Source organism: Paenibacillus xylanexedens, from assembly GCF_007676705.1.
Classification (GTDB): domain Bacteria; phylum Bacillota; class Bacilli; order Paenibacillales; family Paenibacillaceae; genus Paenibacillus; species Paenibacillus xylanexedens_C.
The window spans coordinates 1-258 of the sequence record NZ_VEBF01000416.1 but is presented as its reverse complement, the minus strand read 5'-3'; the positions used below and the strand labels follow the sequence as shown (position 1 = coordinate 258).

Here is a 258-nt window from a genome sequence, read left to right as displayed (position 1 = left end):
CTGTCCAGCATTCGCTTTAAAATGACTTCAAACCTCTGCTCATCATACATTCATCTTCACCTCCCTCTCTTCCCTCAACCTCCCAAAATCCCTTTCCACCCTAAAACAAACACCTACCCCCTCACCCTCCTCCACAAACTCCAACTCCCTTACATCCGAAATCCCATCATCTCGAACCAACCCTTCCCCAATCCACCGTTCCACTTCAGATTCAACCATCCATCTCCCCCCCATTCCTTCCCAGCACCATTCCATCCC

General features: G+C 50.0%; 1 protein-coding gene. It reads right to left on the bottom strand.

The genetic code is table 11. From position 1 onward, the window contains the following. Nucleotides 1-42: 42 nt before the first annotated feature. Nucleotides 43-258: DUF2634 domain-containing protein (locus tag FS628_RS31710; protein ID WP_222125337.1), on the bottom strand; the 216-nt coding region annotated here is incomplete at its 5' end.